The organism is Saccharothrix coeruleofusca (assembly GCF_017876325.1).
Taxonomy (GTDB): Bacteria; Actinomycetota; Actinomycetes; order Mycobacteriales; family Pseudonocardiaceae; genus Actinosynnema; species Actinosynnema coeruleofuscum.
This window is the reverse complement of sequence record NZ_JAGINV010000001.1, coordinates 1,240,088-1,260,892: the sequence shown is the minus strand read 5'-3', so window position 1 is coordinate 1,260,892 and position 20,805 is coordinate 1,240,088. Positions and strand designations below refer to the sequence as shown.

Sequence of the window (20,805 nt, the reverse complement as noted above, 5' to 3'; positions counted from 1 at the left end):
TGCTCCCACCGGGTCACGCGAAGGGGTTGTTGGGGTCCACGGGGAAACCGCGCCGGTCGTCCGCGCCGAGCGGGTCGGGCCGCGCGCCGCCGCCCGGCGGTGGGAAGGACGGGGCGCCGTGCGCGGACGGGACCGGCGGCGGCTGCGCGCCCGGTGACGGGGGCGTGGTCCCGCTGCCGAAGTCGTCGACGATGGCGACCTCCAGGTTCGGCGTGATCGGGTGCCGCTCCCCCGGCGTCAGCCGCGCGGGCGGTCGCCCCGGTGAGGTGAGCAGCAGCGCGGTGCCGTCCCTGCGCACCTGGTAGGCGCCCGGCTCGCCGTCGGCGGCCTGCTGGAGCTGCGGTCCGGTGAAGTCCTCGTGGACGGTGAAGCCGAACACGCGGCTCCTGGCGTCGCGGGGCTCCACCTCCGACCGCACCGCCCCGTCCCGCCACAGCTGCGCCCGCAGCCCGGTGACCCGCGCGCCGCGCCGCGCCGCCCGCAGCCGCGCCAGCGCCAAGGCGGCGAGGGCGAGCACCGCGACGGCGGCCGGGATGAGCCACCACAGGTTGCGCTCCGGCCACCCCGGCGGTTCGACGACCTCCCGGCTGACGAGGCGTTCGACCACCGGCGTGGTCGGGTCCGCCTCGTCCACCAGCCGCAGGGTCACCCCGAAGCCGCCCAGCGGGGCCTCCTGCCCGACCGCGAGGGTGAACGGCACGTCCACCGTCCCGGTGGGCGCTTCGACGGCGGCCGGGTCCACGGTCAGGCTCGCGCCCTCGGGCGGGTCGGCGATCTGCAGGCGCAGCCGCGCGGGCCGCCCGGAGCTGTTGGCCAGGCGGAGGGTGCCCTTGACCCGCTCGCCCCGCAGCACCCGCGGGCTGCCCTCGTCGAGCAGGATCTGCCCCTGGACGGGCCGGGCGCCCCGGTGCACGCGGGTGAACAGCTCGCGGGTGTCGCCGCCGACGCCGACGCCGGTCACGGTGCCGGTGAACTTCAGCTCCCCCTCGGCGTCGTCGGGCACGGCGAGCTGCCCGGTGAACGTGCCGTCGCCGTCGGGGTCGGTCAGCGTGGCCTCCCGCGCCGGGAAGCCGGAGCTGCCGGTGAGCGCGGTGACGAAGGTCAGGCCCTCCAGCGCCTGCCGGTCGGTGACCGCCTTGTCCCGCGCCCAGACCTGCATGGCGATCTCGACGGTCTGCCCGGCCTCGGGCGCGGGCGGGGTGGCGGTGAGGCGGGTCCGGACCGCCGCCTGGTAGACCACGGTGGCGAACACGTCCTGCGCGGGCTCGGTCGCCGAGGACACCCGGACCCGCCACTCGCCCGGCGTGGGGTCGGTGATCAGCACCGACTCGGTGTCGGTCGACTGGCCCGCGAACTCGAACCGCCCGCCGCCCTGCTCGGGGGCCGGTCGCGCCGCGCCCGCCGCCCGGTACTCGACCTGCACCTTCGGGTTGCGCTTGTAGACCACGATCGAGGCGTCGGCCGCGATGGCGGGGATGGTGACGGTGAACTCGGCCGAGCCCCCCGCGGGCAGGTCCTGCGGCGGGCTGGGGATGATCTTCACGCAGCTGGCGGCGCTGATCGCGTCCGCCACCGCGCGGGTGAGCTCGGCCGAGGTGGGCACCGTCCGGGCGCTGGGGCTGGGCGCCGCGGCGGTGCAGCTGCGACCGCGCGCGAAGCCGCCCAGCGCCGCGTCGTTGACCTCGCCGAAGCCCAGCGGCCACACCTGCGCGCCCTCCCGCTCCAGCTCGCCCAGCACCTCTCTGGCACCCGCGGCGGCAGCCGCGTTGCGCCGCTCGGGCGTGTCACCCCACTGGGGGCTGTCCGCGACGTCCAGCTCGCCGTCGGTCAGCAGGAACACGATCTTCTTGTCCGGGCCGGGGCCGCGCACCGCCGACAGGGCCTGCTGCAGCGCGGCGGCGTGATCCGTTCCGGAACCTTCTTCGGGTTTTCTCCTGGCCAACTGGTCGACGCATTTCGCGACCGCGTCGCGGCCCTGCCCGTTGGCCAGCGTGGTGGGTGGGCAGACCACGTCCACCGCGCTCTGCCCGGCCGCGTTCGAACTGCCGAAACCGGCCACGGACATCACGGTGCCGGGCGCGAGAGCGCTGAACAGAATCGTGCGCGCCGCTTCTTTCTCCTTGACCACGTCGGCGTCGCTCAAACTGCCGGACTCGTCCACGAGCACGACCACCCGCAGCGGCGGCAACGTGGGTTCGGGCTGCTGAGCTGCGCCTTCGACCACGCCCACCGGCATGGTCGACACCACCAACCCGACCGCCGCGGCCAGCGCAGCCCAGCGCCCCCGCCCTTTCCCGCGAAATTCCATCCAGCCAGCCAATCCCCGTGCGAACAACGGCCACCACTGTCGGAGCGGCGCCAGGTTACCGCCAGAATCGGCGGCGAATGAACCACCGTTACAGCCCGATCGGACGAGGCCGCAATTTCCGGGCGTGGTGTCCCGATCGTTATGCGACACCGAGGAGTGCTCGATATTCCACGGCATTCCGCGACCCTCTTTTGGCGGTTAGCGCAGATTTCGGTTAACGCCCCGAGCCGACGCGCGGGTCGCACACCTCCGGCCGAGCGGCCATGTCAGAGCTTGAGCGTGGCGGACATCCGCGCTTTCCTGGTGTGCGCGTTCACATGCCGCTGCCGCCGCCGGTACCGCACCTCCACCGAGGGAGATCGGATGTCCGGACCCGAGCGGGCGGCCAGAGCCGTCCTCGCCCTGACCACCGCCGTGCTGCCGCTGACCGCGTCGACACTGACCACGCCGGCCCCGACCGCCGTCGCGGCCGGTTCCCTGACCATGCTCGGAGCCGACGTCTCGACCGCGCAGCGCGCCCTGGACCTCGGCGCGAAGTACTACGACGCCTCCGGCACCGCCCGCGACCCCCTCGACGTCCTCAAGGGCGTGGGCGTCAACTACGTCCGCCTGCGCGTGTGGAACAACCCGCGCAGCGGCTACAACAACAAGGCCAAGGTCCTCGCCTACGCCAGGACCGTGAAAGCCAAGGGCCTCAAGCTGCTGGTGGACTTCCACTACTCCGACACCTGGGCCGACCCCGGCAAGCAGTACAAGCCCGCCGCCTGGGCGAGCCACGGCATCGGCCAGTTGCGGACCGACGTCCACGACTACACCTACGACGTGTGCACCGCGCTCAAGGCACAGGGCACCACGCCGGACAGCGTGCAGATCGGCAACGAGATCAACGTCGGGATGCTGTGGAACGACGGTAAGGTCATCAACAACGACTTCACCAACCTCAGCCTGCTGCTGAAAGCGGGCTACGACGCGACCAAGGCGTGCGACAGCGGCACCGAGGTCATGGTCCACACCGCCAACGCCGACAACCTCGACCACGCGCGCTGGTTCTACGACGGCATCAGGTCCAAGGGCGTGGCCTGGGACATCACCGCCCTGTCGTACTACTGCTCGTGGCACGGCACGCTCGCCAACCTCTACAACGTCATCGCCGACGTGCGCTCCCGCTACGGCAAGGACGTCGTGCTCGCCGAGACGGCGTACCCCTTCACCGACCAGAACGCCGACGGCACCGGCAACTCCATCACCACCGGCTGCGCTGACTACCCGCTGACGCCGACCGGTCAGGCCACGAATTTCGCCCACGTGCAGAACACCGCGCGCGACGCGGGCGCCATCGGCGTCTTCTACTGGGAACCGACCTGGTACGCCGTCCCCGGCAACGGCTGGGACCCCGCCGACATCAACGGCAGCGGCAACGGCTGGGACAACATGGCGGTCTTCGACCGCGACGGCCGTCTCAACCCCCACATCCGCTGGACGCCGTGACCCGACGCGCGCTCTGTGCCATGTGGACGGTCACGGTGCCGGACCACCGTGGCGGATGACCGTGGCGGATGACCGAACCGGCAGCAGTTATCCGGGTGCGCGGCGGCTCGGCGACGCGGGACTATCGCGAGCGGACCGCCCCGACGCAGGGAGAACCGCAGACCATGACCAGCGCACCGCACGAGAACGCCGAACACGCCCTGCTGCTCGGGGGCGAGCTGTCCGGTTACCGGCACCACCAGGTCGAGGACGCCGCGCGCGAAGCCGGACCGGTGCACCTGGTCGAGCAGCCCAACCGGGTGCGCGTGCACGTGGTCACCGTGGGGCTCGAACCCGCGCGGGCCCTGCTGGCCGACGAGCGGCTGTCCAAGGACGCCGAGGGCGTCGCCGGGGTGATGCGGCGGCACATGGCCGAGGCGGGCGTGGCGTCGAACCTGTCGGCGATCATCGGCGGCAGCATGGTCAACTCCGACCCGCCGGACCACGCGCGGCTGCGGCGACCGGTCGCGGCGGTGCTGACCCCGCGCCGGGTGGAGGGGCTGCGCGACCGCGTCACCGGCATCACCCGCGAACTGCTCGACGGACTGGACCCCGACCACCCGACCGACGTGGTGGCGGGCATGGCGCTGCCCCTGCCGCTGACCGTGATCTGCGAACTGCTGGGCGTTCCCGCGCCGGACCGGGCCGCGCTGGCCGCCTGGTCCTCGGCGATGATGACCGAGGTGCCCGAGCGGCAGGAGCCCGCCTCGGCGGCGATGGTCGACTACCTGGCCGCCCTGGTCGACGACAAGCGGGCCAGGCCGGACGAGGGGCTGCTGTCGGCGTTGGCCCACGGGGAGCACGAGGGCGAGCGGCTGGCCCCGGACGAGGTGCTGACCACCGCCGTGCTGATGATCGCCGCGGGCCACGAGACCACCACCGCGGCGATCGGCAACACCCTGGCGGCGCTGCTGCGCACCGGGCAGTGGTCCGCGGTCGCCGCGGCGCCCGCTTCGGTCCCGGAGGTGGTGCGGGAGGGTCTGCGCTTCGACCCGCCCGTGCGCAACGTCCCGCACTACCTGGTCCGCGAGCCGGTCGACCTGGGCGGTGGCGCGACCCTGCCCGAGGGCGCGCTGGCCGTGGTCAACCTGGGCTCCGCCAACCGCGATCCGGCGGCGTTCGGCCCCGACGCGCACCGGTTCCTGCCCTCGCGGACCCGGACCGCCCGCTCCCACCTGAGCTTCGGCAACGGCTGGCACCGCTGCGTCGGCAGCGCCCTGGCCATGATGGAGACCGCGATCGCGGTGCGCGAGATCGTGGTGCGCTGGCCGAAGGCCCGCCCGGCGATCCCGGTGGACCGGATGGTGCGGCACCCCCACGTGGTGATCAACGGGTTCGCCGGGGTCGACGTCGTGCTGGCGGGCTGACCGCAGGCGACCTGACCGACGGCGAACCGGCCCAGATGGGCGGGCTGCTCCTCGCGGCGGGCCTCGACACCACCGCCGACATGATCGCGCTGGGCACCTTCGCGCTGCTGCGGCACCCCGATCCGGCGGAGTTCACCGACCCGGACGCCCTGGACCCGCGCCGCGCCGCCTCGGGCCACCTCGGCTTCGGCCACGGCCCCCACCTGTGCCCTGGCCACCACCTGGCCAGGGTGGAGATGCACGTGACCTCCACCGCGCTGGTGCCCCGGTTTCCCGGCCTGCGCCTGGGTGTTCCCCCTCTGATGACGTCCCGCTGCGGGCAGGAACGGGCATCCACGGGGTGACCGCGCTGCCGGTCACCCCGTGAGAATGTGGACGGCGACGGCACGCTCATCCGCTGGACCTACGAGTTCGAACCGCTCCCCGGCCGCCGCCCCCAGTCGGCCGGCTCCGGACGCCGATCCGCTGCGCCCGGTTCGAGGATCAGCAGTTCGGGCAGGACGGTGACCGGTGTCGGACCGCCGAGGACGATGCCGTCCACATCCGTCGCCAACGAGCTGCCCCGCCGATCGGCGACCAGTCCGACGGCCGACGAGCCGGTCTCGCGCAGCTGGGGCAGGATCAGGTGGATCACCCGGTCCTGCCTGGGCTCGTACCAGGGCCCGCCGAAGCCGTCGAGGCTGAACTCCTCCACCACGACGTCGGGCGTGACCCGGCGCACGGTGCAGAAGATGTCGGTGTCCGCGTCGAGCCAGTACTTGAAGTCCTGGCTGTCCCGGTCGTCCCACTCCCCCGTGTGGATCTTCCCGGTGGCGGGGTTGGCCAGTGCCGCTCCGGCCAATCCCAGGGAGGTGATCCGCAGCGCGGCGCGCACTCGCGACCAACCGGTCTGGTAAAGGTGCACGAACCCGTCGGCCATGGTCCTCCCTCGTGAAGACGCGCTTCCGCGCAGGCGTGGCGGGATTCGCCTGGCGCGTTCAGGGGGTCCGCGCGGCGGCCAGCTCCGCCAGGCCGGGGCGGTCGAGCAGGTCGAGTCGCTGCTCGGACCGGGCGAGCAGGCCCCGCCGCTCCAGCAGGGCCACCGCCTTCCTGAGCCGCTCGGTCACCAGCGACCCCTTGCCCCTGGCCGCGAAATCCGCCTTCTCCTCGGCGGTCAGGGTCGGGGCGACCTTCCTCTTCCACACCTCCAGCAGGTCGGCACGCGCGACCGACGCCGCGTCACCGGCCAGGTCCAGGACGATCCGCGCCAACACGCTCCCGAGGTGGTCCTGGCCGGCTGTGTGCCGCTCGACCAGCGCCGCCAACGAGGTGCGGCCCGCCGTGCCGGGCACGGCGGGCACGTCCAGCTCCGCCAGCCGCGCCCACAGCGCGCGGTCGGCCCCGGTGGGCTCGCCCCCGCCACCGAGCACGGCGGAGCGGTGGCCGTCGATCGCGGTCCCCAGGGCGATCACGAGGCTCATCAGCTCGTCGCGGACGTCGTCGCCGCGCAGCCTGCGCGCCTTGGCGGCGATCAGCCGGTGGTGCTCCCGCACCAGCGCCTCGAAGTGCGCGGTCCGCTTGGCCCGCTCGCCGCCCTCGGCCCGCTCCCGGTCGTGGTCGGCCCTGGTGATCTCCCCCGCCGCCAACCGCGCCCGCGCGGTGTCGCGCTCGGCGTTGCGGTGCGCGCGGTCCGCCGCGATCCGGTCCAGGATCGCCAGCAGCACCCGGTCTGTCTGCTCGACGTAGGCGTCGGCGGCCAGGTCCCGCCACACCTCGGGGTCCTGGCCGCGCAGCGCTTCGTTCACGAACCGGGCCGCGGCTTGGTCGTCATCGGGGGTGTAGGGCAGTGCCACGGTGTCAGTCCTTCATCGCGCGGGCGGTCGTCGTAGTGTCCCAGCCCCGTCCGCGCGACGCTCACCGCCCACGGGCGGTCAGTCGGACACGTGGGTCACCAGGAGCGTCACGCCCACCTCGCCCCCGCAGTGCGCGAAGACCGGGCCGACGCCGTTGCCCAGGCCCTCCCGGAGCCGGGCGGTGGCCTCGAACCGGTCCGGACCCGCTTCGACGATGGTGATGTCCTCCAGGACGGGGCGGCCCCCGACGCCGCTGGTGATGGCCCGCAACCCGGTTCCGCCACCGCAGTCGCCGGTGATGGTCACCCGCTGCCGCCGTTCGGTCGTGGGGTTGGGGGACACCCGCACCACCGCGCGGGCACCCTTGGGCGGCATCTCGTCGTGACGGCTGTCGTCCATCGTGGTGTTGTTCTCCATGCCCGGCAAGACGCGGGCGAGGCGCGAACGGTTCTCACCGGGGCGTGTCCGTCCACGTGACCGGCAGCGCGTGGACGCCGTAGATGTTCATGTCGGTCTTGAGCCTCACCTCACCGGCGGGGACGGCGAGCGCGAGGGTCGGGAACCGGCGCAGCAACGCCGCGAAACCGGCGCGCATCTCGATGCGGGCCAGCTGCTGGCCCAGGCACTGGTGCACGCCGTGGCCGAAGGACAGGTGGCCACGGGCCTCCCTGCGCAGGTCCAGGGTGTCGGGGTCGTCGAAGCGCCGCGGGTCGCGGTTGGCGGCCAGCAGCGAGACGACGACGGTCGATCCCCCCGCGATCGTCTCGCCGCCGAGTTCGAGGTCCTCCGTGGCGTAGCGGTAGAGGACGTCGACGACCGACAGGTAGCGCATGAGCTCCTCGACGGCACCGGGCAGCAGCTCCGGGTCGGCGCGCAGTTCGGCGAGCTGCTCCGGGTGCTCCAGCAGCGCGAAGGTGCCCAGCGCCAGCACGTTCGCGGTGGTCTCGTGGCCCGCGAACAGCAGCACGAAGGCGATGCCGGTCAGCTCCTCGACGCTCAGCTCGTCGCGGCGGGCCAGGTCGGACAGCAGGTCCTCGCCGGGGGCGGCGCGCTTGGCCGTGACCAGTTCGGCCAGGTACGTGGTCAGGCCGGTGTAGGCGGCCACCTTCTCGTCCAGCGAGATGTCCTTCTCCAGGAACTTGGCGGAGTTGGCCTGGAAGTCCCGCCGGTCGGCGTAGGGCACGCCGAGCAGCTCGCAGATCACCAACGAGGGCACCGGCAGCGCGAACTCCGCGACCAGGTCGACCGGCGGGGTCAGCCGCGCCAGCTCGTCCAGCTGCCGCTCGACGATGTCGGCGATGCGCTCTTCGAGCTGCTTCACGCGTTTCACGGTGAAGGCCCCGGTGAGCATGCGCCGCAGCCGCGTGTGCTCCGGCGGGTCCATGGTGATGAACAGACCCGGCACTTGCGGGGACGGTTCGGTGGCGGCGGGCATCCTCGACGCCTCGTACGGCACGTGGAGGATGCCGATGTCCTGGCGGGAGCTGAACCGGGTGTCGGCCATGAGCTGGCGCACCGCGTCGTAGCCGGTGACGAGCCAGCCCTCGTGACCGTCGGGGAACAGCAGCGGGCTGACCGGACGGGCGTCGCGCAGCCGGGTGATCAGGCTGGGCGGGTCGAAAGGGCCCGCGTCGCGGTCCACGGGCAGGCCGAGCGGGACGGGGATGGTCTGGTTCACGCGATTTCCTTCCGCAGCAGTGGTTTCGGTCGTGACGGCCGGTGGCACCGACGTGGTCCGAGCGCGTTCGGGCACCACGAGTCGGGCGTTCAGCGCAACAGCGGTGGTCGCCCGCCTGCCCGCGCGTCGGCAGGCGGCGGCGGGAGGCGCGGGCCTAGGCCCAGGTGACCGGGAGCCGGTGCACGCCGTAGATGCTCATGCCGTGGCGCATCGGCACGTCCTCGGCGGGGACAGCCAGGCGCAGGGCGGGGAACCTGGCGAGCAGCGCCGGGAACGCGATCCGCATCTCGACCCGCGCCAGCTGCTGGCCGAGGCACTGGTGGACGCCGTGCCCGAAGGTCAGGTGCCCGGTGGCGGACCTGCGCAGGTCCAGGGTGTCCGGGTCGGCGAACCGCGCCGGGTCGCGGTTGGCCGCCTGGAGGGACAGGGTGACCGTCTCACCCGCCGCGATCACGTGCCCGGCCAGCTCGACGTCCTCCAGCGCCGCCCGCGCGCCGGTGTGGGTGACGCTCAGGTAGCGCAGCAGCTCCTCCACGGCGCGGTCGACCACGTCGGGCTCGGCGCGCAGCGCGGCGAGCTGGTCCGGGTGGGTCAGCAGGGCGTAGGTGCCCAGCGCGATCATGTTGGCGGTGGTGTCCAGGCCTGCGGCGAGCAGGAACGTGCCCAGGCCCGTGACCTCCTCGTCGCTCAGGTCGGTCGCGGTCAGCTCGCTGAGCACGTCGTCGGTCGGGTTCGCGCGCTTGACCGGGACCAGTTCACGCACGTAGCCCTGCAGCGCGCCGTAGGCCGCGTACATGTCCTCTTAGGAGGCGTCCGCGGCGGTCATCGCCCTCACGTGGCGGGTGAAGGTCGCGCGGTCCTCGTAGGGCACGCCGAGCAGCTCGCAGATCATCATCGCCGGGATGGGCTGGGCGTAGGACAGAACCAGGTCCGCGGGCGGCCCCTGCTCCTCCATCGCGTCCAGGTGCTCGGCGGTGATCCGCTCGAGGCGTTCGGCGAGCAGGCGCATCCGGCGGACGGTGAACCTGCCGGTGAGCAGCTTGCGGTAGCGGGTGTGCTCGGGCGCGTCGATGCCGGTGAGGTCGCCGACCGGCGCCGGTGGTAGTGCCTCCGCGCCGCCGGGCACCGGTAACGGGTGGTGCAGCAGCTCGTACCGGGAGCTGAACCTCGGGTCGGCCAGCACCGCGCGGACCACGGCGTGGCCGGTGGCCAGCCAGCCGACGTGCCCGTCCGGGTAGGTCATCCTGACCAGCGGGTTCTCCCCGCGGAGCCGGGCCAGCTCCTCGGGCGGGTCCAGGGGACGCCCCTGGGGACGGGTGGTGGGCAGCGACTCCACGGCGGGGACCTGGCGCATCACCCCTCCTCTCCTCGGGTCGGTGGCTCAGCGGGTGGACTCGCGGTTGAACAGCTTCTTCGACCAGAGGTAGCCGACGAGCGCGATCAGCAGGCCCCAGCCGAGCGCGAGGGCGGCGTTGGCGCCGACCGGGGTGCCCATCAGCAGGCCGCGCAGGGTCTCGGTGAACGGGGTGAACGGCTGGTACTCGGCGAACCAGCGCAGCGCGGTGGGCATCGAGTCGGTCGGGACGAACCCGCTGCCCAGGAACGGCAGCAGGACCAGTGGCATGCCCACGTTGCTCGCCGCCTCGACGCTCCCGCTCGCCAGGCCCAGCGCGACGGACAGCCACACCAGGGCGAAGGACATCAGCACCAGCACCCCGGCGAGGGCGAACCAGTCGCCGAGGTCCGCCGACGGCCGGAAACCGATGAGCAGCGCGACACCGATGACCGCCGTGACGGCCAGCACCGCCTGGATGACGCTGCCGACGACGTGTCCGGTGAGGACGGAGACGCGGGCTATGGCCATGGTGCGGAACCGGTCGACGATGCCCTCGGTCATGTCCATGGCGACCGAGACGGAGGTGCCCTGGACCGCGGAGGCGATCGCCATCAGGATGATCGCGGGGGTGACGTAGTCGACGTACTCGGCGCGCCCGCCGGAGGGATCACCGAGGCCCGCGCCGAGCGTGCCGCCGAAGACGTAGACGAACAGCAGCAGGAAGACGATCGGCATCCCGATCAGCAGCACCGTCATGGACGGGTAGCGCAGCATCCGCTTGAGGTTGCGGCGCAGCATCGTCGCCGAGTCGGTCAGCGCCAGGGTGGCGGTGCTCATCGCGCGGTCACCTTCTCGTGGTCGGGGTTGCCGGTCAGGGCGAGGAAGACGTCGTCGAGGTCGGGGGTGTGCGTGTCCAGCGCGTCGACCTCGACCGCGTTCTCGTCGAGCAGGTCGAGCAGGGCCTTGAGCGACCGGGGGCTGCCGTCGTGCGGCACCCGCAGGGCGAGCGCGTCACCGTCGCGGGCGGCGTGGCGCACGACGCGCGCGGCGGCGTCGAGGTCGCGGGGATCGGCGAAGCGCAGCAGGACGTGGCCGCCGGGGATGCGCCGCTTGAGCTCGTCCGCGGTGCCCGTGGCGACGATCGCGCCGCGGTCGAGCACCGCGATCAGGTCGGCGAGCTCGTCGGCTTCCTCCAGGTACTGGGTGGTGAGGAAGATGGTGACGCCGCCCGCGACGAGTTCCCGCACGATCCGCCACATGGCCCGGCGGCTGCGCGGGTCCAGGCCGGTGGTGGGCTCGTCGAGGAAGATCACCTCGGGCGAGCCGACCAGGGTCATCGCCAGGTCGAGCCTGCGCCGCATCCCGCCGGAGTAGGTCACCGCCGGTTTCCCGGCCGCTTCGACCAGGTCGAACCGCTCCAGCAGCTCGGCGACCCGGCGCCTGCCCGCCGCCCGGCCCAGGTGGTGCAGGTCCGCCATCAGCCGCAGGTTCTCCCGACCGGTCAGCAGGTTGTCGACCGCGGAGAACTGCCCGGTGACGCCGATCGCCGCGCGGACGGCGTCGGGATCGGTGGCGAGGTCGTGGCCCGCGACGCGTGCGCTGCCGCCGTGCGCCCGGATCAGGGTGGAGAGGATCTTGACCGTGGTGGTCTTGCCCGCGCCGTTGGCGCCGAGCAGGGAGAACACGGTTCCCCTCGGCACGCGCAGGTCGATCCCGCCGAGCACGGGGTGGTCGCCGTAGGACTTGCGCAGCCCGATGGCGGCGATCGCCGGTGGGGGTGGGGTGGTCATCGGGGATCTCCTCGGGTTCTCAGGAGCGGCGGACGGTGATGTCGCCGAAGGAGGTGCGCGCGCGGACTTCGACCGTCTGCTCGGACTCGTCCGGTGCGCGGTCGACGGCCTCCAGCGAGTTGCGCACCCGGCCGTGCCCGGTGTTGAGGTCCAGCCACGCCGCGACGCCTTCGGGGACGGCCACGTCCAGATCGCCGTACCCGCTGTTCAGCACGACCACGTCGCGGGCCACCTCGCCGACGCGGATGTCGCCGTTGGCGGTCCTGGCCTCCACCTCGGCGCCCGCCCGGTCCACGGTGATGTCGCCGTTGGCCGAGCGCACCCGCAGCACGCCGGTGATCTCGCCGATCTCGGTGCCGCCGTTGGAGTTCTTGACCACGGCGCCGCCGTCGACCACGCCGACGCGCACCTTCCCGCCGCCGGTGGCGATCTCGGCGTCGCCGCCGACCTCTTCCACGGTGAGGTGGCCCGCGGAGGTGTCCAGGCGCAGCGGGCCGGTCCGGTCGAGGTGGACGTTGCCCGCCGCGGTCTTCACCCGGCACTCCCCCAGCACCCCGGTGCCGTGGCAGTCGCCGAGCGAGAGCTCGACGTGCAGCCGCGAGCCCGCGGGCAGCTTGACCAGCAGGTCGACCGACCTGCTCCGCTTGGAGAAGTCGATCATGCGGGGCTTCGGCCCGCGCACGGTCAGCGTGCCGTCGGCGAAGTCCACGCGGGTGGCTTGGGCCGCCTTGACGTCGGACTCGTCCGACTTGTCGCTGGGCCGCACCTCGACGACGGTGTCCGCCCGGTCGCTCGCGACGATCCGCACGTCCCCGGCGTAGAGCTCGATCACCGCGGAGATCGGCTCCGGAGTGGCGAAAGTTGGCATGGATGTCCCCTCAGAACGAGTCGCAAGAACATCCCCGCAGGTGAGCGGGGCGAAGGAGGTGAAGTGCGGGAGGTGCGCCCGCTAGCGCACCCAGCCGGTGTAGCTGCGCGTGTTGCGCTTGCCGCGCGGAGCGGTGTCGTGCTCGGTCTCCGGGTTCCGCAGCGCGGCCGCGGCCGCCCGGACCAGCCACGCGTTGACCGAGCGGCCTTCGCGGGCCGCCGCCTCTTCGACCGCGGTCTTGAGCTGCTCCGGGAGGCGGACGTTGATCCGCACCGCGGGGCCGTCCTCGAAGCCCGCCACGACATCACCCGCCCGCGCCGCGTCGCGATCCGAGGTGTCCTCGGGCGACTGCTCCGGCTGCGGGACCGACACCACGAACTGCGGGTCGCGACCGCGCAGGCGCACCTGGACCGAGCCGGGGGCCAGTTCGCGGGTGATCTCGTCGGCGGCGGCCGACAGCGCTTCGAGCAGCGCGAGCCGGATCGCCGACTCCATGGCCACGGTCAGCCGCTCGATCAGCGCACCGGCGTCGTCCCCTCCGGTCTCGGCGACCGTCAACAGCTCACGACCGAGGGAGTCCACATACGGCGTCAGGTCCATGGCACCACTTTGGCACACCTTGATGCCATTGGCAATCACTCATGGCTCACTTTGGCTCAACTTGGCATAACGGTGGCACCACCACGACACGTCCAGGTGGTCCGGTCTCCACCGCCGATGGCCAGCGCGGCAAAAGGCCCCGGTCGCGCGAACGCGATCGGGGCCCGGCGTCGCCGGTCCGGGGCAGGACCGGCCCAGCGGCGGGTCAGCGCCCGCTGTCCCGGCGCGCGCCCGGCACGTCGCCCTCGGTGTCGATGCGCTCCTTGCGGACCTCGCCGGAGACGGTCTCGGTGTCGGTGACCTGCTCCTTGGCCAGTCGCACCCGCTCGACCGGCACGGCCTCGGTCTCGACCACCGGGCGCTCCTCGCGCAACGTCACCTCGTGCTCCTCCTCGGAGATGTCCGGCCCCGACAGCGCGGCGCCGCGGTTGGCGCCGGTGATCGGCTCGCGCTCGACGCGCACCTCCTCGCGCCTGACCGGCACGGAGACCTGCTCGGTCTCGGTGACCACGTACTTGCGCAACCGCACCCGCCCGGCCTCGTGCTGCTCGGTGCCCACGCGCAGGCGCTCCTCGGAGCGGGTCATCGCGTCGTCGGTGTCCGGGCCCGACACGTCGTGACCCGCAGAGGCGCGCTGCCCGGTGTCCGCACGGCCGGTGTCCGCACGCTCCTGCCGCCCGGCTCCGCCGGTGACCCCGTAGTGGCTGTAGAGGCGCTGCTCCTCGGCGGGGTCGAGGTGCTCGTCGGAGGCGTCCACGCTGGGCGCGTCCTTGACCTGGTCCTTGGTGCAGGTGGTGCGCAGTTCGCCGTCCGGGCCCTCGGTCAGGCCCTGGATCGGCAGGAACGACTGCCGCAGCCCGAACAGGCCGGTCCTGACCGACACCCAGGTGGGGCTGCCGTCCTCGTCGTCGAACCACAACTGCTCGACGCTGCCGATCTTCTCGCCGACGGGGTCGCGGACGTCGCGGCCGATCCAGTGGGTGATGCGCGCACGGGTCGCGTTGGTCATGCTCTTCTCCTTCGTCGCGGCCCCGCACGCACTCCGGTCCGCACCGGGGAACCGGGACGCGCGGGTTCGGTCGGGTGGCCGTCCCCGAGGACGGGGCGTGTCATCGACACGGGTGGTCGGGGTCGGCCGCCCCTTCGGCTACCCCGGTTGGGGGCAATGACGCACCCGATTGACCTACCGGCTGAACGGGGGCGCTCAGGACGAGTCAGGACACGCGACCGAGCAGACCGATCCTTCCCCCGCCCCCGGCCGCGCTCCGCCCCGCGCAGGCGGCCCCCTCTCCGGCGGGTCAGGACCGGTCGCCGACACCGAGGGCGCGGTAGACGGCGCTGACGTAGGCCGCGGCCCGCGCCGAGCCCAGGATGTCGGCTCCCATGTTGTTCATGACGTAGCCGATGGTCACCCGCCGGTCGAGGTCCATGATCGCCATCGAGCCGCCCCAGCCGCCCCAGAAGGCGACGCGGCCCTCGGGAATCCAGGCGGCGGTGCGCGGGTCGGCCAGCGCGTACCCGATGCCCCACCGCAGGTGCAGCCCGTTGACCAGGTCCGTACCGTTGGACTGCTCCTGGAAGATCAGCTCGGCGGTGCGCGGCTTGAGCAGCCGCCCGCGCTCCGCGTCGCCCGCGCGGGAGATGGGGGCGAGGACCTCGGTTACCGACCGGGCGTTGCCGTGCCCGTTGGCCGCGCCCAGGTCCGCCGCGCGCCAGGCCGGGGTGTTGGCCGCGCCCGCGTCGAACGGGGGGCCGGTGAACGTCTTGTGGGCGACGGTGCGGTGGTCCAGCGCCGAGGGGTCGAAGTCGGTGGCCGGTGCGATGACGTCGCTGACCCGGTCGAGATCGGCCTCCCGCACCCCGATGCGGAAGTCCGCGCCGAGCGGCGCGGCGATGTGCCGGTCGACGAACTCGCGCAGCGACAGGCCGGTCAGCCGGTGCACCAGCTCGCCGACGAGGTGGCCGTAGTTGAGCACGTGGTAGCCCGACGCGGTGCCGGGCCGCCACCACGGCTCCTGGGCGGCCATCCGGGCGGCGGCCGCGCGCACGTCGTAGAGGTCCTCCAGCCGGGCCGGGTGCGCCAGGCCGGACACGCCCGAGGTGTGCGACAGCAGGTGCCGCACCTCGACCTCCCGCTTGCCGCGCGCCGCGAACTCCGGCCAGTAGCGGGCGACCGGCGCGTGCGGGTCCAGTTCGCCCGAGTCGACCAGCAGCAGGGCGGCCAGGCTGGTCACGGTCTTGGTGATCGACCACACGTTGGTGATGGTGTCGCGCTGCCAGGGCTGGGTGCGCGCCGCGTCGCGGTGCCCGCCCCACAGGTCCACCACCTTCTCCCCGTCGACGTCGACGACCAGCGACAGGCCCACCTCGGCGCCTCGGCGCAGCTGGTCGGCCACGGCGTCGCGGACTGGTTCGAAGGAGGCGCTGGTGGTTCCGCTCGGTTCGGTCATGCCCGCAGCGTCCAACCTTGACACCCGTGTCAAGGTCAAGTGCTAGCGTCGTGGCGTGCGTATCGGGGAACTGGCCGCGCGAGCGGGTGTCTCCACCCGGCAGGTGCGGTTCTACGAGGCCAGCGGCCTGATCACCTCGACCCGCCGTCCCAACAACTACCGCGACTACGACGAGGTAGCGCTGGGGCGGGTCGAGCAGATCCGCGAACTGCTGGCCGCCGGTCTGTCCACACAGGTCATCCGCGCGCTCCTGCCGTGCCTGCGGTCGCCGCGCGCCCCCATCGTCTTCGAGGGCGTCACCCCCGAGACGGTGGCGGCGCTGGAACGCGAGCGCGACCGGCTGTCCGAGCGCATCGACGTGCTGACCCGCAACCGCGACGCCGTCGCCGCCTACCTCGCCGAACTCCGGCGGCACGCGGACCGGTCGGCCGCGACGCCCGCGCCCGCTCGGCGCACCGGGCGAGCCGTGCCGTAGTGGCGGACCGCGTTGCCCACACGGAAGGACCGGGAGTTGTCCACCTCGGCGAGTCGATTACCGAGCACAGGCGGGGCGAGGCCGCCGGGCTGGTTCCACCGGCACCGGCGGTGGTGGTTCGCCCCCGTCGTGGTCGCGCTGCTCGCCTGGATGGCGACGGCGATGATCACAGCGGCCGTGCGGCAGACCCCGACCATCGACGAGCCGGTGTACGTGGGCACGGCCGTGGTCCACCTGGAGCAGCACAGCCTGCGGTACAACCCGGAGCACCCCCCGCTGGGGAAGCTGGTGATGGCGGCCGGGCTGGTCTTCGCCGACGCGCGCCTGGACCCCGCCTTCGCGGGCGACCAGACGCGACTGGGCAGGCACGTGCTGTACGAGGCGGGCAACGACCCCGGACGGCTGCTGCTGCTGGCGCGGCTGCCGGTCATCGCGCTCACCCTGCTGTTCGGGCTGGTCGTGTTCGCCTTCGCGCGCGATCTGGTCGGCCCGGCGGGCGGCGTGGTGGCGCTCGCCCTCCACGCGTTCTCCCCCGACGTCATCGCGCACGGGTCGCTGGCCACGCTCGACGTGCCCACGGCCGGTTTCCTGCTGACGTCGGTCTGGTTGCTGTGGCGGGCCCGACGCCGCCCCCTGGTCCACCTCCCCCTCGCGGGACTGGCCCTCGGCGCGGCCCTCGCCACGAAGATGAGCGCCCTGGCGGCGGTGCCGGTGGCGCTGCTGCTGGTCGTGCTGTCCGTGCGGCACGCCCACCGCACGTGCGACCCCGCCCCGGACAGGACCGCCCGGCTCCGCCACCACGGGGCGGCCATCGCCGCCGTGGCGCTGATCGCGATCGCCGTGGTGTGGGCCTCCTACCTCGCGGTGGACCTTCGGCTGCGCTGGGAAGCGCCGCCGGACCTGCCCATCGTCGAGGGTCCGCGCGCGCTCGTCGCCTGGCTGCCGTTCCCCGAGCCGTACCGGGCCGGGATGCGCCTGCAGTTCGGCTTCGAGGACCGGGTGTGGGGCGGCTTCCTGTTCGGCAGGCACTACCTCGGTTCGCTGTGGTACTACCTGCCCGCCGCGCTGCTGGTGAAGACGCCGCTGGGGGCGCTGGTGCTCTGGCTGGCGGGCACCGCCGCGGTGGTGGCGCTGCCCCGGCTGCGCCCGGCCGCGCCTTACGTCCTCGTCCCCACGGCCGTGCTGCTGGCCGCGGCCATGACCGGCGACCGCGACCTCGGCGTCCGGTACGCGATCTTCGTGCCGGTGTTCCTGGCGGTCGCGGCGACGGGCGTGCTCGCCGTGCGCGGGCGGTGGGCGCACGGCGCGGTGGCGGCACTGGTCGCCTTCACCGCGATCAGCTCGTTGCGGGCCTTCCCCCACTACCTGCCGTACTCCAACGAGGCGTTCGGCGGTCCGTCGGAGACGCACCTGCGCCTGCACGACTCGAACGTCGACTGGGGCCAGGACCTGGGGCTGCTGGCCGACCACCTGAGGCGGCACCACCGGGGCGAGCGGATCTGGCTCGTCTACAAGGGCAGCGGCCTGCCCTCCTACTACGGCATCGACGCCGCCGATCCGCTCGCCGCACCCCCCGATCAGGTGCGCGGGCTGCTCGTCGTGTCGGACTCCTCCATCGCGAAGGCCGATGACCGCTTGCGGGCGCTGATCCGCAGCAGCACGCGGATCGGCGATGTCGGCCACTCCATCACGATCTTCCGCCGTCCCTAGCCCGCGTGGCCGCCCCGGCCACCACCGACCGGGTCATCGCCGCGGCGCTGCCCAGGTAGGCGGTGGGGCCGCAGAGCTCTTCAACGCGGTCGTCGCCGAGCACCGCCACGGCCTCCGGGTCGGCGCGCAGCGCGGCCACCAGGCCCTTGCCCGTGTCGATCGCCCGGCCGCAGGCGGCGTAGACGAGGTCGTGGGCGCGCTGGCGGCCGAGGGCGGGCGCGAGCGCCATCATGACCGCCTCCGCGACGACGAGCCCCCCGGTGAGGTCGAGGTTGGCGCGCATCCGCGCCGCGTCGACCCGCAGGCCGGACAGCACGTGCGCGGCCTGGGCCAGCGACGAGGACAGCAGGAGGAACGCCTCCGGGAGCACGGCCCACTCGACGTGCCACGGCCCGGTGGCGCGCTCGAAGTCCTGCACCATCGCGTCGAGCATGGCCGAGGCCTTGTCCCGCAGCAGCTTCGCGGCCGCGACCATCAGCTCGCTGCCGACCGGGTTGCGCTTCTGCGGCATGGTGGAACTGGCCCCGCGCCCCGGCGCGAACGGCTCGGCCAGCTCGCCGAACTCCGTCGAGCAGCTCATGGCGACGTCCACGCCGATCTTGCCGACCGACCCGCCGATCGCGGCCAGCAGCCCGACGATCTCGACCAACCCGTCACGGGCGACGTGCCAGGTGATCCCGGGGTCGCGCAGGCCCAGCTCGGCGGCCAGCTCCGCGCGCACCCGCAGGCCGTCAGCGCCGGGACCGAGCGCGGCCAGCGTCCCGGCCGCGCCGCCGAACTGCACCATCAGGTCCCGCTGCCGCACGGCGGCCAGCCGCTCGGCGTGGCGGTCCAGCGCCGACAGCCACACCGCCACCCGGTAGCCGAAGGTGATGGGCAGCGCGTGCTGGAGGTGCGTGCGCCCGGCGGCGACCGTGTCGGCGTGCGCGGCGGCCAAGCGCCGCAGGTGCTCCCGCAGGCGGTCCAGCGCCGCGGCGATCAGCTCCAGCCCCTCGGCGCACCGCAGGGAGGTCGCCGTGTCCATGATGTCCTGGGTGGTGGCGCCCCAGTGCAGGAAGCCGCCCGCGTCACCGCACTGCTCGGCGAGCTGGGTGACCACCGGGAGCACCGGGTAGCCGACGTTCCCGGTGTCGCGGCGCAGCCGCTCGCGGTCGAGCCGGGCGGCGTCGCAGGAGGCGGCGATGGCTCGCGCCGCCTCCTGCGGGATGATCCCGACGCGCGCCTGCACGCGCGCCAGCGCCACTTCGACCCGGACCAGTTCGTCCACATAGGACTCGTCGGAGAACACCTCCCGCATCTCCGGAGTGCCGAACATATCGCGGAACAGCAACGAGTCGAAGACCGTGGCCGCGCTCACCGGGCACCGCCGGTCGCCACGTTGATGGCGACGTACTTCTGCTCCAGGTACTCGTCGATGCCGCTGTCGCCGCCCTCGCGGCCGATGCCGGACTGCTTCACGCCGCCGAAGGGCGCGCTGGGGTCGGAGATGTAGCCCCGGTTGAGCCCGACCATGCCGGTCTCCAGCCGCTCGCTCATCCGCAGCGCCCGGTCCAGATCGCGGGTGTAGAGGTAGCCGACGAGGCCGAACTCGGTGTCGTTGGCGGCGCGCAGCGCTTCGGCCTCGGTGGTGAACGTCCGGATCGCCGCGACCGGGCCGAAGATCTCCTCCTCGGTGATCCGGCAGCCCTCGGGGACGTCGGTGAGCACGGTCGGCGGGTAGAAGTAGCCCCGCCCGGCGGGCAGCACGCCCCCGGCGCGCAGGCGGCCCCCCGCGACGACGGTGTCGTCGACCAGGTCCGCGACGCGGCGGCGCTGGCGCTGGTCGATCAGGGGGCCGAGGTCGCAGGCGGGGTCCGTGCCCGCGCCGACGGTGAGCTCGCCCATGCGCGCGACGAGCTTCTCGCTGAACTCCTCGGCGACGTCGGCGTGGACCAGGAAGCGGTTGGCGGCGACGCACGCCTCGCCGATGTTGCGGAGCTTGGCGATCATCGCGCCGTCGACCGCGGCGTCGAGGTCGGCGTCGTCGCAGACGATGAACGGCGCGTTGCCCCCCAGCTCCATCGAGGTGCGCAGGACGGTGCCCGCCGCCTGGGCGAGCAGCAGCCGCCCGACCGGGGTGGACCCGGTGAAGGACAGCTTGCGCAGCCTGCCGTCCCGCAGCAGGGGTTCGGTGACCTCGGCGGCCCGCGAGGTGGGGACGACGTTGAGCACGCCGTCGGGCAGCCCGGCTTCGCCGAGCAGCTCGGCCAGCGCGAGGGTGGTCAGCGGGGTCTGCGGGGCGGGCTTGACGACCATGGCGCAGCCCGCCGCCACAGCGGGCCCGATCTTGCGGGCGGGCATCGCCAGCGGCGCGTTCCACGGCGTGATCAGCAGGCACGGCCCGACCGGCTGCCGGGTGACCAGCACGCGCGCGGTGCCGTCCTCGCCGACCTTCCAGCTGCCGTCGATCCGGACCGCCTCCTCGCCGAACCAGCGCAGGTAGTTCGCGCCGTACTCGACCTCGGCGCGCGACTCGGCCAGCGACTTGCCCATCTCCAGGGTGATCAGCAGCGCGAACTCCTCGGCGCGCTCGACCAGCAGGTCGTGCGCGCGGCGCAGGACCTCGCCGCGGCGGCGCGGGGGCGTGGCGGCCCAGCTCTCCTGCGCGGCGACGGCGGCCTCCAGCGCGGCCATCCCGTCCTCGGGCGTGCCGTCGGCCACCTCGCACAGCGGCTCCCCGGTCGCCGGGTCCTCCACGACCAGCGTCCCGCCGCGGGCGGCCGGTCGGCTGCGCCCGTTGACCAGCACCCCCTTCGGGACGCGGCTGATGACGTCGTGCTCGGGCATGGAACCCACCTCTCTGCGAACCGGTCGGTGCGGCAACG

The 20,805-nt window shown here is 73.3% G+C and carries 18 protein-coding genes and 1 pseudogene; 5 read left to right on the top strand and 14 right to left on the bottom strand.

Annotated features, from left to right (window positions below):
* Positions 1-13 precede the first annotated feature (13 nt).
* On the bottom strand, positions 14-2,308 hold the full coding sequence (locus tag JOF41_RS06045) for a vWA domain-containing protein (protein WP_209616828.1): 2,295 nt from the start codon (positions 2,306-2,308) through the stop codon (positions 14-16).
* A 363-nt stretch (positions 2,309-2,671) separates the two neighbouring features.
* Between JOF41_RS06045 and JOF41_RS06040 the strand changes: the two genes are divergently transcribed.
* The 3 genes from JOF41_RS06040 (at position 2,672) to JOF41_RS06030 (ending at position 5,546) form a co-directional block, all read left to right on the top strand.
* Positions 2,672-3,796: a glycoside hydrolase family 53 protein gene (locus JOF41_RS06040; RefSeq protein ID WP_209616825.1), complete on the top strand. Its 1,125-nt coding sequence runs from the start codon at positions 2,672-2,674 to the stop codon at positions 3,794-3,796.
* A 164-nt stretch (positions 3,797-3,960) separates the two neighbouring features.
* Entirely contained in the window at positions 3,961-5,202 is a 1,242-nt protein-coding gene (locus JOF41_RS06035; protein WP_209616823.1) for a cytochrome P450, read from the top strand.
* Between the two features lie 35 nt (positions 5,203-5,237).
* Positions 5,238-5,546 (top strand): cytochrome P450, encoded by a 309-nt coding sequence (locus tag JOF41_RS06030; RefSeq protein ID WP_244989522.1) that lies wholly within the window; start codon positions 5,238-5,240, stop codon positions 5,544-5,546.
* 59 nt (positions 5,547-5,605) lie between these two features.
* Here the strand turns inward: JOF41_RS06030 and JOF41_RS06025 are convergent, their stop codons facing one another.
* From JOF41_RS06025 to JOF41_RS05975, 11 genes and pseudogenes are all read right to left on the bottom strand, one after another.
* Complete coding sequence (locus JOF41_RS06025) at positions 5,606-6,121, bottom strand: hypothetical protein (protein WP_209616821.1); 516 nt, start codon at positions 6,119-6,121, stop codon at positions 5,606-5,608.
* Positions 6,122-6,179: 58 nt separating this feature from the next.
* The gene (locus JOF41_RS06020; RefSeq protein WP_209616819.1) at positions 6,180-7,034 is read right to left on the bottom strand and encodes a hypothetical protein; all 855 of its coding nucleotides are present in this window, start codon (positions 7,032-7,034) and stop codon (positions 6,180-6,182) included.
* Positions 7,035-7,112: 78 nt separating this feature from the next.
* Complete coding sequence (locus JOF41_RS06015; RefSeq protein WP_189225448.1) at positions 7,113-7,451, bottom strand: hypothetical protein; 339 nt, start codon at positions 7,449-7,451, stop codon at positions 7,113-7,115.
* Positions 7,452-7,485: 34 nt separating this feature from the next.
* Positions 7,486-8,712, bottom strand: a complete 1,227-nt coding sequence (locus JOF41_RS06010; protein WP_209616817.1) for a cytochrome P450 — start codon at positions 8,710-8,712, stop codon at positions 7,486-7,488.
* A gap of 154 nt (positions 8,713-8,866) precedes the next feature.
* Positions 8,867-10,066, bottom strand: a pseudogene (locus JOF41_RS06005) (cytochrome P450).
* Positions 10,067-10,093: 27 nt separating this feature from the next.
* Positions 10,094-10,885 (bottom strand): ABC transporter permease, encoded by a 792-nt coding sequence (locus JOF41_RS06000; RefSeq protein WP_209616815.1) that lies wholly within the window; start codon positions 10,883-10,885, stop codon positions 10,094-10,096.
* Complete coding sequence (locus tag JOF41_RS05995) at positions 10,882-11,838, bottom strand: ATP-binding cassette domain-containing protein (RefSeq protein WP_209616813.1); 957 nt, start codon at positions 11,836-11,838, stop codon at positions 10,882-10,884. The genes JOF41_RS06000 and JOF41_RS05995 overlap by 4 nt, the downstream gene beginning before the upstream one ends.
* Before the next feature lie 19 nt (positions 11,839-11,857).
* Positions 11,858-12,706: a DUF4097 family beta strand repeat-containing protein gene (locus JOF41_RS05990; protein WP_209616811.1), complete on the bottom strand. Its 849-nt coding sequence runs from the start codon at positions 12,704-12,706 to the stop codon at positions 11,858-11,860.
* Positions 12,707-12,787: 81 nt separating this feature from the next.
* Positions 12,788-13,306, bottom strand: coding sequence for a ribbon-helix-helix protein, CopG family (locus JOF41_RS05985; protein ID WP_189225443.1), 519 nt, complete (start codon positions 13,304-13,306; stop codon positions 12,788-12,790).
* Between the two features lie 205 nt (positions 13,307-13,511).
* Positions 13,512-14,315, bottom strand: a complete 804-nt coding sequence (locus JOF41_RS05980; protein WP_209616809.1) for a DUF2382 domain-containing protein — start codon at positions 14,313-14,315, stop codon at positions 13,512-13,514.
* A 289-nt stretch (positions 14,316-14,604) separates the two neighbouring features.
* On the bottom strand, positions 14,605-15,756 hold the full coding sequence (locus JOF41_RS05975) for a serine hydrolase domain-containing protein (RefSeq protein ID WP_209616807.1): 1,152 nt from the start codon (positions 15,754-15,756) through the stop codon (positions 14,605-14,607).
* A gap of 55 nt (positions 15,757-15,811) precedes the next feature.
* On the opposite strand from JOF41_RS05975, the gene JOF41_RS05970 reads away from it, so the two are divergent.
* The gene (locus JOF41_RS05970) at positions 15,812-16,231 is read left to right on the top strand and encodes a MerR family transcriptional regulator (RefSeq protein ID WP_209616805.1); all 420 of its coding nucleotides are present in this window, start codon (positions 15,812-15,814) and stop codon (positions 16,229-16,231) included.
* Between the two features lie 36 nt (positions 16,232-16,267).
* Entirely contained in the window at positions 16,268-17,941 is a 1,674-nt protein-coding gene (locus JOF41_RS05965; protein WP_244989521.1) for a glycosyltransferase family 39 protein, read from the top strand.
* Here the strand turns inward: JOF41_RS05965 and JOF41_RS05960 are convergent.
* Positions 17,919-19,298, bottom strand: a complete 1,380-nt coding sequence (locus tag JOF41_RS05960; RefSeq protein WP_209616802.1) for a class-II fumarase/aspartase family protein — start codon at positions 19,296-19,298, stop codon at positions 17,919-17,921. The two genes, JOF41_RS05965 and JOF41_RS05960, sit on opposite strands and share 23 nt — an antisense overlap.
* Entirely contained in the window at positions 19,295-20,776 is a 1,482-nt protein-coding gene (locus JOF41_RS05955) for an NAD-dependent succinate-semialdehyde dehydrogenase (protein ID WP_209616799.1), read from the bottom strand. The genes JOF41_RS05960 and JOF41_RS05955 overlap by 4 nt, the downstream gene beginning before the upstream one ends.
* Positions 20,777-20,805 lie beyond the last annotated feature (29 nt).